The 11,252-nt window shown below is 71.4% G+C and carries 11 protein-coding genes; 6 read left to right on the top strand and 5 right to left on the bottom strand.

What is annotated here, in order from left to right:
* Position 1 precedes the first annotated feature (1 nt).
* Entirely contained in the window at positions 2 to 1,189 is a 1,188-nt protein-coding gene (locus HCC30_RS06350) for a class I SAM-dependent methyltransferase (RefSeq protein ID WP_169441220.1), read from the bottom strand.
* Positions 1,190 to 1,440: 251 nt separating this feature from the next.
* Here HCC30_RS06350 and groES point away from each other — a divergent pair, with 251 nt between their 5' ends.
* Both groES and groL read left to right on the top strand, forming a co-directional pair.
* Positions 1,441 to 1,749, top strand: coding sequence for a co-chaperone GroES (gene groES, locus HCC30_RS06345; protein WP_169441218.1), 309 nt, complete (start codon positions 1,441 to 1,443; stop codon positions 1,747 to 1,749).
* A gap of 111 nt (positions 1,750 to 1,860) precedes the next feature.
* Entirely contained in the window at positions 1,861 to 3,486 is a 1,626-nt protein-coding gene (groL, locus tag HCC30_RS06340; protein WP_169441216.1) for a chaperonin GroEL, read from the top strand.
* Between the two features lie 110 nt (positions 3,487 to 3,596).
* Here the strand turns inward: groL and HCC30_RS06335 are convergent, their stop codons facing one another.
* The 4 genes from HCC30_RS06335 to HCC30_RS06320 all read right to left on the bottom strand — a co-directional run bounded on the left by HCC30_RS06335 (position 3,597) and on the right by HCC30_RS06320 (position 6,501).
* A complete protein-coding gene (locus HCC30_RS06335; protein WP_169441214.1) occupies positions 3,597 to 4,367 on the bottom strand; it encodes an SDR family oxidoreductase in 771 nt (256 codons plus the stop codon).
* Positions 4,368 to 4,425: 58 nt separating this feature from the next.
* The gene (locus HCC30_RS06330) at positions 4,426 to 5,079 is read right to left on the bottom strand and encodes an MOSC domain-containing protein (RefSeq protein WP_169441212.1); all 654 of its coding nucleotides are present in this window, start codon (positions 5,077 to 5,079) and stop codon (positions 4,426 to 4,428) included.
* A gap of 44 nt (positions 5,080 to 5,123) precedes the next feature.
* Positions 5,124 to 6,038: a LysR family transcriptional regulator gene (locus tag HCC30_RS06325; protein WP_169441210.1), complete on the bottom strand. Its 915-nt coding sequence runs from the start codon at positions 6,036 to 6,038 to the stop codon at positions 5,124 to 5,126.
* A 148-nt stretch (positions 6,039 to 6,186) separates the two neighbouring features.
* Positions 6,187 to 6,501: a WhiB family transcriptional regulator gene (locus HCC30_RS06320; RefSeq protein ID WP_169441207.1), complete on the bottom strand. Its 315-nt coding sequence runs from the start codon at positions 6,499 to 6,501 to the stop codon at positions 6,187 to 6,189.
* A gap of 374 nt (positions 6,502 to 6,875) precedes the next feature.
* Between HCC30_RS06320 and HCC30_RS06315 the strand changes: the two genes are divergently transcribed.
* The 4 genes from HCC30_RS06315 to HCC30_RS06300 all read left to right on the top strand — a co-directional run bounded on the left by HCC30_RS06315 (position 6,876) and on the right by HCC30_RS06300 (position 11,250).
* On the top strand, positions 6,876 to 7,487 hold the full coding sequence (locus tag HCC30_RS06315) for a response regulator transcription factor (protein ID WP_003948568.1): 612 nt from the start codon (positions 6,876 to 6,878) through the stop codon (positions 7,485 to 7,487).
* Positions 7,488 to 7,829: 342 nt separating this feature from the next.
* Positions 7,830 to 8,414: a sigma-70 family RNA polymerase sigma factor gene (locus HCC30_RS06310; protein ID WP_277347949.1), complete on the top strand. Its 585-nt coding sequence runs from the start codon at positions 7,830 to 7,832 to the stop codon at positions 8,412 to 8,414.
* An 81-nt stretch (positions 8,415 to 8,495) separates the two neighbouring features.
* Complete coding sequence (gene guaB, locus HCC30_RS06305; protein WP_169441202.1) at positions 8,496 to 10,007, top strand: IMP dehydrogenase; 1,512 nt, start codon at positions 8,496 to 8,498, stop codon at positions 10,005 to 10,007.
* A gap of 133 nt (positions 10,008 to 10,140) precedes the next feature.
* On the top strand, positions 10,141 to 11,250 hold the full coding sequence (locus HCC30_RS06300) for a GuaB3 family IMP dehydrogenase-related protein (RefSeq protein ID WP_169441200.1): 1,110 nt from the start codon (positions 10,141 to 10,143) through the stop codon (positions 11,248 to 11,250).
* Positions 11,251 to 11,252: the final 2 nt, after the last annotated feature.

Raw genomic sequence — 11,252 nt, 5'->3', positions numbered from 1 at the left:
CTCACCGCAGCGGGTGCCCCAGCAGCATCGACGGGGCGCCCGCGACGCGGGTGAGGAAGACGGTGCACGCCTGCGGCCCGGACAGCTTGAGCTTCTTCCGCAGCTCCTCCGGCTCGACGGCCGAACCGCGCTTCTTCACCGTGACGACGCCGACCTCGCGCTCCCGCAGCAGTGCCCGCAGCTTCTTCACGTGGAAGGGCAGCACATCGGTGATCTCGTACCCGGTCGCGAACGGCGAGCTGCCCGGCTCGTCGGCCGTCACGTACGCGATGGTCGGGTCGATCAGCCGCCCGCCGAGCTCCTCGGCGACCTCCGCCACCAGATGCGCCCGGATCACCGCCCCGTCCGGCTCGTACAGGTACCGCCCCACGGGACCGGGCTCCGGATCGGGCAGCCCGCGCCCGGCCAGTGACCGCGGCCCGGGCAGCAGCGTCGCCCGCACGGCCCCGTCCGTGGCGCCGGAGCCGAACCAGAGCACCGCCTCCTTCACGTCCCCGCCGTCCGAGACCCACTCGGCCTCGGCGCCCTCCGGCACCGCCTCGTGCGGAATGCCGGGCGCCACCTTCAGCGCCGCACAGCGCGTCAGCCGGGCGGCGCCGACCGCCCAGGACAGCGGCGGCGAGTACGCCTCGGGGTCGAAGACCCTGCCCTTCCCGCCCCGCCGCGCCGGATCCACGAACACCGCGTCGTACCCGGTGACGTCGACGTCCGCGACCTCGGCGCGGCGCACCTCGATCAGCGAATCCAGGCCCAGCGCCCGCGCGTTGGCCTCCGCCACGGCGCAGGTCAGCGGGTCCCGGTCGACGGCCAGCACCCGGACTCCCGCGCGGGCCAGGGCGATCGCGTCCCCGCCGATCCCGCAGCACAGGTCGGCCAGGCTCCGTACGCCCAGCCCGTCCGCGAACCGTCCGGCGCGGTACGCGGCGACGCTCGCCCGCGTCGCCTGCTCGACGCCGTTCGGGGTGAAGTACATCCGGGCCGCGTCCTCGGCGCCGAACTTCGCCACCGCGCGCTGCCGCAGCCTGGCCTGGGCCAGTGCGGCCGTCACCAGCCCGGCGTCGTGCGAGCGCCGCAGCCGGGTGGCGACGGCCAGCTCCTGACCGGGGTCGTAGTCGTGCAGCGAGGCAAGCAGGGCCTGCCCCTCGTCGGTCAGCAGCCGGGAGAACGCGTCGAGATCCACGCGGCCCATTGTTCCCGCCCGGGTCCGCTCCCGGCGGGCGAGGGGCCCGTCACCGGAGGGGCTGACGCGGCGAACTGGCACTCTGGTTGACGGAGTGCTAACCGCGGCATAATGTCGACCCTGGCACTCTCCAGGTGGGAGTGCCAACCCTAGCGACGGGGCAGATCCGGCACCCGCGACGACGGATCTACCAGGTCGCCACCCCAGACATAAGACCCCGTGTTCCACGGATTGAGATCTCCGAAGGGGGAGGTCGGATCGTGACGACCGCCAGTTCCAAGGTTGCCATCAAGCCGCTCGAGGACCGCATCGTGGTCCAGCCGCTCGACGCCGAGGAGACCACGGCCTCCGGCCTGGTCATCCCGGACACCGCCAAGGAGAAGCCCCAGGAGGGCACCGTCCTGGCCGTGGGCCCGGGCCGGTTCGAGGACGGCCAGCGTCTGCCGCTCGACGTCAAGGTCGGCGACATCGTGCTGTACAGCAAGTACGGCGGCACCGAGGTGAAGTACAGCGGCGAGGAGTACCTCGTCCTCTCGGCTCGCGACGTTCTCGCGATCGTCGAGAAGTAAGTCACCGAAGCCGGAAGACATCTGCTTCTGTTCCGTGCCCCGTTCCCGCTGTGCATCTGTCAAGCAGCCGGGGCCGGGGCGCGGTTCGTTTGAGAGGACTTGAGCGCTCACATGGCGAAGATCCTGAAGTTTGACGAGGACGCCCGTCGCGCCCTCGAGCGGGGCGTCAACAGCCTTGCCGACACCGTCAAGGTCACCATCGGCCCCAAGGGCCGGAACGTGGTCATCGACAAGAAGTTCGGTGCCCCGACCATCACCAACGACGGCGTGACCATCGCCCGCGAGGTCGAGGCCGAGGACCCGTACGAGAACCTCGGCGCCCAGCTGGTGAAGGAGGTGGCGACCAAGACCAACGACATCGCGGGTGACGGCACCACCACCGCCACCGTGCTGGCCCAGGCCCTGGTCAAGGAGGGCCTGCGGAACGTCGCCGCCGGCGCCTCCCCGGCCGCCCTGAAGAAGGGCATCGACGCCGCGGTCAAGGCGATCTCGGACGAGCTGCTCTCCGCGGCCCGCCCGATCGACTCCAAGGAGGACATCGCCTCCGTCGCCGCCCTGTCCGCGCAGGACAAGCAGGTCGGCGAGCTCATCGCCGAGGCGATGGACAAGGTCGGCAAGGACGGTGTCATCACCGTCGAGGAGTCCCAGACCTTCGGCCTGGAGCTGGACTTCACCGAGGGCATGGCCTTCGACAAGGGCTACCTCTCGCCGTACATGGTGACCGACCAGGAGCGTATGGAGGCCGTCCTCGACGACCCGTACATCCTGATCCACCAGGGCAAGATCAGCTCCATCCAGGACCTGCTGCCGCTGCTCGAGAAGATCATGCAGTCCGGTGGCTCCAAGCCGCTGCTGATCATCGCCGAGGACGTCGAGGGCGAGGCGCTCTCCACCCTCGTGGTGAACAAGATCCGCGGCACCTTCAACGCCACCGCGGTCAAGGCCCCCGGCTTCGGTGACCGCCGCAAGGCGATGCTGCAGGACATGGCGACCCTCACCGGCGCCACCGTCATCGCCGAGGAGGTCGGCCTCAAGCTCGACCAGGCCGGTCTGGACGTGCTGGGCTCCGCCCGCCGCGTCACCATCACCAAGGACGACACCACGATCGTCGACGGTGCCGGCAAGGCCGACGAGGTCGAGGGCCGCGTCGCGCAGATCAAGGCCGAGATCGAGGCCACGGACTCCGACTGGGACCGCGAGAAGCTCCAGGAGCGTCTGGCCAAGCTCGCCGGCGGTGTCTGCGTGATCCGCGTCGGTGCCGCGACCGAGGTCGAGCTCAAGGAGAAGAAGCACCGTCTGGAGGACGCCATCTCCGCGACCCGCGCCGCGGTCGAGGAGGGCATCGTCTCCGGTGGTGGCTCCGCGCTCGTCCACGCGGGCAAGGTCCTCGACGGCTCCCTCGGCAAGCAGGACGACGAGGCCACCGGTGTCGCCGTCGTGCGCCGCGCGGTCGTCGAGCCGCTCCGCTGGATCGCCGAGAACGCGGGCCTCGAGGGCTACGTCATCACCTCGAAGGTGGCGGAGCAGGAGGCCGGCCACGGCTTCAACGCGGCCACCGGCGAGTACGTCGACCTGGTCAAGGCCGGCGTCATCGACCCGGTCAAGGTGACCCGCTCCGCGCTGGAGAACGCCGCCTCCATCGCCTCGCTGCTGCTCACGACCGAGACCCTGGTCGTCGAGAAGCCCGCCGAGGAGGAAGAGGCCGCCGCCGGTCACGGCCACGGCCACGCCCACTGAGGCACTCAGGCACGGAAGAGGCCCGGCACCCCCACGGGGGGAGCCGGGCCTCTCGGTTTTCCGGAGGGCGGGTGCGTGAACAGCCCGCCGCGCGGCCGCGGTTGGCCGCGCTAGTCCCGGAAGCGCCGCCCCGCCCCGTTCGAGGCCCGCGCGATGAGCGACGAGGGCACCAGCTTGGAGACCCCGGTCAGTGCCTTGTAGCGCGGGTCAGGCACGGACAGGTTCCGCCCGCGCGCCAGGTCCTTCATCGCCGCGTTCACCAGCTTGTCCGCGTCGAGCCACATCCAGCCCGGGATCGAGCCGGTGTCCATCTCGGCCCGCGAGTGGAACTCCGTCCGCACGAACCCGGGGCACAGCGCCATCAACCGCACGCCGGTGCCCGCCAGTTCCTGCGCGGCCCCCAGCGTGAACTGCACGACCCAGGACTTGCTCGCCCCGTACGTCCCGCGCGGCACGAAGGCCGCGACGGAGGAGACGTTCACGACGCCGCCCCGGCCGCGCTCGCGCATCACCTGGGCGGCCGCCGTGGTCAGCCGGAGCACGGCCTCGCAGTGGACCTTGAGCATCTTCAGCTCCTCGTCCATCGGCACGTCCGGATAGGTGCCCTTGTGCCCGAACCCGGCGTTGTTGACCAGCAGTTCGACGGGCCGCGCCGGGTCCCGCAGCCGGTCCTCGACGGCCTCGATGCCCGCGTCCGTGGCCAGGTCGGCGGCGAGCACCTGAGCCTCGATGCCGTGCCGGTCGTGCAGTTCCGTCGCCTGTTTCCGCAGCCGGTCCGCGTCCCGGGCGACGAGCACCACATCGTGTCCGTCGCGGGCCAGCCGCCGGGCGAACGCGGCGCCGATACCGGCGGTCGCTCCTGTGATCAACGCAGTCGTCATGGGGGGCACGGTATCGGGGCCGCACGCCCCCTCCCGACCCGGACCGACGCGAGGAGCCCTAGCCGCTCGTCCGGTTGCCGACCTTCCGCCACACCTCGGGATGCAACGCCTCCCGCCCGGCGGCGGCGACCCGGGGCAGCAGCCCCGGCTCGGTCGTCACCGCGCGGAAGACCAGCGCGACGGTGACGTCGTGCCCGGGCCGGTGCTCGACGGCGATCGCGTCCCCGGCGCGTACCTCGCCGGGCTCCAGCACCCGCAGGTACGCGCCGGGCAGCGCCGCCGCGGTGAACCGCTTCACCCAGCCGCGCTCGCCCAGCCGCCCCGCGAAGGTCCGGCAGGGCACCCGCGGCGAGGTGACCTCCAGCAGCACGTCGGCACCGATCCGCCAACGCTCCCCGACGAGGGCGCCGTTGACGTCGATTCCGGAGGTGGTGAGGTTCTCGCCGAAGAGGCCGGGCGCCAACTCCCGCCCCAGCGCCCGCTCCCATTCGTCCAGGTCCTCGCGGGCGTAGGCGTACACGGCCTGGTCGTCACCGCCGTGCCGGCGACGGTCCCCGATCGCGTCCGTCACCAGCCCGCTGCCGCCCTCGCCCTTCGGGCCGGGGGCCCGGACGGCGACGGGCCCGCCCGCGGGCCGCTTGTCGATCGCGGTGCGGGCATCGGCGTACGCCGGATCCCGTAACGGTCCGGTGTTCACGGAGACCAGCTGCATGCCTCCACGCTAGCCCCGGCCGTGCGCCGGCGGCAGCTCGCGGCTCAGGAAACTCCGGGCCCCGCGGCCGACTCCAGGTGCCCCAGCATCGCCCCGACCGCGGGCACCCGCTCCAGGTCGGGCAGCGTCAGCGCGACGACCTCGCGCCGCACCTCGGGCGCCAGCCGCACCGTCCGCGTCCCCTTCGGCCGCACCGACTCCACGGCCAGCTCGGGCAGGACGGCCACCCCGAGCCCGGCGCCGACGAGCCCGACGACGGCCGGGTAGTCGTCCGTCGCGAAGTCGATGCGTGGCGTGAACCCGGCCCGCTCGCACACCTCGACGAGATGCCGCCGGCACCGCGGGCACCCGGCGATCCACGGCTCCCCGGCGAACGTGCCGATGCCGATCCCGTCGCCCGCTTCGTCACCCCCGCCGTCCGCGAACGGGTGCCCCTCCGGCACGAGTCCGACGAGCCGGTCGGTGAGCAGCGGCCGGACCACCAGGTCGTCCCACTCGGGCGAGGCGTCGTAGCGGAAGGCCAGCGCGATCTCGCACTCGCCCTCGCGCAGCATGTCCACCGACCGCGGCGGCTCCGCCTCCACCAGCGAGACCCGGGTGCCGGGGCTCCCGGCGCGCATGGCGGCGACGGCGGTGGGCACGAGCGTGGAGCTGCCGCTGGGGAAGGAGACGAGCCGGACGCGTCCGGTGCGCAGCCCGGCGATCGCGGCGACCTCGTCCTCGGCCGCCGTCAGCCCCGCCAGAATCCCGGCCGCGTGCCGCACCAGCGCCTCACCGGCCTCCGTGAGCCGCAGCGCCCGCCCGGTACGCACCACCAGCGGCGTCCCCGCGGACTGCTCCAACGCCTTCATCTGCTGGCTGACCGCGGGCTGGGTACAGCCGAGCTCGCGGGCGGCGGCGGCGAAGGAGCCGCTCTGCGCGACGGCGCGGAGCACACGGAGATGGCGGGCCTCGAACATGCTTCGAGCATAAGCGGAGCTTGGGGGCAACCGGAAAATCCCGGCCACGACTTTGCCCGGAGCTCCGGACGCCCCACGCAGAACGCCGCCCCGGATACGGCCGGTTGGCCGGACCCGGGGCGGCGCCCTCCAGGGTGAACGTTTCTGCCTATCCGCCCGACGCGCTCTTGGCCGTCACCAGACGGCTGCGCGCGCGTCCCATGAGCTCCTCGCGTTCGTCCTCCGTGAGGCCGCCCCATACGCCGTACGGCTCCCGTACGGCCAGTGCGTGTGCCGCGCACTCGGCGCGGACCGGGCACCGCATGCACACCTCTTTCGCTGACGCCTCGCGCGCGCTGCGGGCCGCTCCCCGCTCTCCCTCGGGGTGGAAGAAGAGGGAGCTGTCCACGCCGCGGCAGGCAGCGAGCAGCTGCCAGTCCCACAGGTCGGCGTTGGGGCCCGGGAGGCGGGAGAAGTCTGCCATTGCGCGTCCTCTCGATGGCGTGCTGAGGCTCACGAGTCATGCGTACGTAAATATGACTCATTGCGAATCTAGTCACATGTGGAGCGAAACGGAAGGTTCTCCGGCTAATACGACCTAAATAGGGCAAATCGGTACAGGTGGGGAGTAGTGAAACCGAGTCCCGCGAGGTGGCTGAACTGTGTACGGCCAATCACGTAGAGTGCCGATCGCGACGGCTGAAAGCCGTAACTCTTTTGGGTGACCGTCGTTGAGAGTGCGTAGGCGGTTGGCGGAAACGGCTCGGAGCCCTGCCTCCGGAGCCCGCAATCGCCCAGGTGACGACTTGTAACAGCCTGGAGGCTCAAGGTGATGCGCAGCAGCTGCGGAGGGCGGTCATGACTTCCGTCCTCGTATGCGACGACTCCCCGCTTGCCCGAGAGGCGCTCCGCCGCGCGGTCGCGACCGTGCCCGGTGTCGAGCGTGTGACGACGGCGGCCAACGGCGAGGAAGTTCTCCGCCGCTGGGGTGCCGACCGTTCCGACCTGATCCTGATGGACGTACGGATGCCCGGCCTGGGAGGCGTGGAGACCGTGCGGCGGCTGCTGTCCGCCGACCCGGGCGCGCGCATCATCATGCTGACCGTCGCCGAGGATCTCGACGGGGTCGCGCTGGCCGTGGCCGCGGGCGCGCGCGGCTATCTCCACAAGGACGCCTCGCGGGCCGAGCTGCGCGCGACCGTCACGCAGGCCCTGGCCGACCCGACCTGGCGGCTCGCCCCCCGGCGGCTGCGTTCGGCCGAGATGGGCGCGGCCCCGACGCTCACGGCGCGCGAGATCCAGGTGCTGGAGGGCATGAGCCACGGCCGTTCCAACGCCGAGATCGGGCGCGAGCTGTTCCTCTCCGAGGACACCGTGAAGACGCACGCGCGGCGGCTGTTCAAGAAGCTGGGCGCTTCGGACCGTGCGCACGCCGTCGCACTCGGCTTCCGCTGGGGCCTCGTCCGCTGACGGCGGTCCGTCCGGTACCTCACATCCGCCGGCTGCCCGCCCGTTCCCCGGCCCGCCCCTCTTCCGGCTCGCGGAAGCCGTTCGGGCCCGTCATCACCGCGTCGCGTACGCGGGCGGGCCGCGGGGAATCCCGTGGGGAGGGCGGGATGGCGGAACCGGGCGACGGGCACACTAATCTCACGCGTGCCGCATGCTTGAGGTATGGAGTTCCTCGGGGACCGTTCGGTCAGGCGTGAGGGGAGGGCACGGGACATGGGGACCGGTGCACCTGCTCATAACGCTTCGGTGCACAACCACGGGAGTGGTGCGGCGGATCGTCGGACCTCGGTGCACCATGGACCGATGCGCGACGACGGGCAGGAGGGCAGGACGAGTGTGAGCGCCCTCGTGCAGCGTGCCGTCGAGGGCGACGAGCAGGCCACGCACGACCTCCTCGCGCATGTGCACCCGCTGGCGCTGCGCTACTGCCGCACCCGTCTGACCCGTCTCCCCGGTGACGCCCGCCACTTCGTCGACGACCTCGCGCAGGAAGTCTGCATCGCGGTGCTGTGCGCGCTGCCGCGCTACCGGGACACGGGCAAGCCGTTCGAGGCGTTCGTCGTCGCCATCGCCCAGCACAAGGTCGCCGACCTGCAGCGGGCCGCGATGCGCGGGCCCGGGAGCACCGCCGTCCCCTCGGACGAGATGCCCGAGCGGCCCGACGACTCACTGGGGCCCGAGGAGCGTGCGCTGCTCAGCAGCGACGCCGAGTGGGCGAAGAAGCTTCTGGCCAACCTTCCCGAGCACCAGCGTGAACTGGTGCTGCTGCGCGTCGCCGTCGGGCTGACCGCGGAGGAGACGGGGCAAATGCTCGGAATGTCCCCGGGGGCCGTGCGCGTTGCTCAGCACAGGGCGTTGAGTCGACTCAGGGCGCTGGCCGAGCAGTAGGGGCCGGCGGCTGATACGGAAGCAGTCTTTCCGGGCCGTTAGCATGGACGTCCGCGCCAGGGCAAGCATTGGAAAGGTGTCATGACAGCAGACAGCCTCGGGGCAGACGGACTGCCCGCCAAATTCGCCATGCTCGGGCTGACATACGACGATGTGCTGCTGCTGCCCGGCGAGTCGGACATGGCACCGCAGGACATCGACACCAGCTCGTACATCTCGCGGAACGTCCGTGTGAACGTGCCGCTGCTGTCGGCCGCCATGGACAAGGTCACCGAAGCCCGCATGGCGATCGCCATGGCCCGTCAGGGCGGCGTCGGTGTGCTCCACCGCAACAGCTCGATCGAGGACCAGGCCGCGCAGGTCGACCGCGTGAAGCGGTCCGAGTCCGGGATGGTCACCGACCCGATCACCATCCGTCCGGACGCGACGCTGCGTGAGGCCGACGAGCTGTGCGGGCGGTTCCGGATCAGTGGCGTGCCGGTCACCGACGGCGCGGGCAAGCTGCTCGGCATCGTCACCAACCGCGACATGGCCTTCGAGCTGGACCGCGGCCGTCAGGTGCGCGAGGTCATGACGCCGATGCCGCTGGTCACCGGCAAGGTCGGGATCTCGCGGGACGACGCGATGGAGCTGCTGCGGCGGCACAAGATCGAGAAGCTTCCGCTGGTCGACGACAGCGGCGTGATCAAGGGTCTGATCACGGTCAAGGACTTCGTGAAGGCCGAGCAGTACCCGCTGGCCGCCAAGGACAGCGAGGGCCGGCTGCTCGTCGGCGCGGCCGTCGGTGTCGCGGGCGACGCGTACGAGCGGGCCCAGGCGCTGGTCGAGGCCGGGGTGGACTTCATCGTCGTCGACACCGCGCACGGGCACTCGAAGCTCGTCGGGGACATGGTCGCCAAGATCAAGTCGAACGCCGCCGTCGACGTCATCGGCGGCAACATCGCCACCAGGGACGGCGCCAAGGCGCTCGTCGACTCGGGTGTGGACGGCATCAAGGTCGGCGTCGGCCCCGGCTCGATCTGCACCACCCGCGTCGTCGCCGGTATCGGCGTCCCGCAGGTCACGGCGATCTACGAGGCCGCGCAGGCCGCCAAGGACGCCGGGGTTCCGGTGATCGGCGACGGCGGTCTCCAGTACAGCGGCGACATCGCCAAGGCGCTCGTCGCCGGTGCGGACACGGTGATGCTCGGCAGCCTGCTCGCGGGCTGCGAGGAGTCGCCCGGTGAGCTGCTGTTCATCAACGGCAAGCAGTACAAGTCGTACCGGGGCATGGGCTCGCTGGGTGCGATGCAGACGCGCGGCGGCGCGAAGTCGTACAGCAAGGACCGCTACTTCCAGGAGCAGGTCAGCGGCGACGACAAGCTCATCCCGGAGGGCGTCGAGGGCCAGGTGCCCTACCGTGGTCCGGTGTCCGCGGTGGTGCACCAGCTGGTCGGCGGGCTGAAGCAGTCGATGTTCTACGTCGGCGGGCGGACCGTCCCCGAGATGAAGGACAACGGCCGCTTCGTGCGGATCACCTCGGCGGGGCTCAAGGAGAGCCACCCGCACGACATCCAGATGACCACCGAGGCACCCAACTACACGCGGCGCTGAGCGACCGCCTGGCATTCCGGACCCCGTCCGCCAGGTGCGGTGACGTGTCGGAGCCCGCGGCCGGACCCCCGGCCGCGGGCTCCGGCGTGTCGGCGATACTGGAGCGGCACACCACAGCGAAGGGCTTTCACACGTGACTGAGATCGAGATCGGGCGCGGCAAGCGCGGACGGCGGGCGTACGCCTTCGACGACATCGCCGTGGTGCCCAGCCGCCGTACGCGCGACCCGAAGGAGGTCTCGATCGCCTGGCAGATCGACGCCTACCGCTTCGACCTGCCGTTCCTCGCGGCCCCCATGGACTCCGTCGTCTCCCCGAAGACCGCCATCCGGATCGGTGAGCTGGGCGGACTCGGCGTGCTGAACCTCGAGGGCCTGTGGACCCGGTACGAGGACCCGGAGCCGCTGCTCGCGGAGATCGCCGAGCTGGACGACGAGACGGCGAACCGGCGGATGCAGGAGCTCTACGCCGAGCCGATCAAGGAAGAGCTGATCGGCCAGCGCATCCGTGAGGTGCGGGACGCCGGTGTCGTCACGGCGGCGGCGCTGTCGCCGCAGCGGACGGCCGAGTTCTCCAAGGCCGTCGTCGACGCGGGCGTGGACCTGTTCGTCATCCGCGGCACGACGGTCTCGGCCGAGCACGTCTCCGGTGCAGCCGAGCCGCTCAACCTCAAGCAGTTCATCTACGAGCTGGACGTCCCGGTGATCGTCGGCGGCTGCGCCACGTACACCGCCGCGCTGCACCTGATGCGTACCGGTGCCGCGGGTGTCCTCGTCGGCTTCGGCGGCGGTGCCGCGCACACCACGCGGAACGTGCTGGGCATCCAGGTGCCGATGGCCACCGCCGTCGCCGATGTCGCGGCGGCCCGCCGGGACTACATGGACGAGTCCGGCGGCCGGTACGTGCACGTCATCGCGGACGGCGGCGTGGGCTGGTCCGGCGACCTGCCGAAGGCCGTGGCCTGCGGTGCGGACGCCGTGATGATGGGCTCGCCGCTCGCCCGGGCGACGGACGCGCCGGGGCAGGGCTACCACTGGGGCATGGAGGCCGTGCACGCCGACGTGCCGCGCGGCAAGCGCGTGCACCTGGGCGTCGTCGGCTCCACCGAGGAGGTCCTGCTCGGCCCCTCGCACACCCCCGACGGTTCGATGAACTTCTTCGGCGCGCTGCGGCGGGCCATGGCCACGACGGGGTACTCGGAGCTCAAGGAGTTCCAGCGCGTCGAGGTCACCGTCACGCGCTGACC

Source organism: Streptomyces sp. HNM0574 (assembly GCF_012726235.1).
GTDB lineage: Bacteria > Actinomycetota > Actinomycetes > Streptomycetales > Streptomycetaceae > Streptomyces.
Note: the sequence above shows the minus strand (reverse complement) of the source record. Positions and strands in the feature narration are given on the sequence as shown.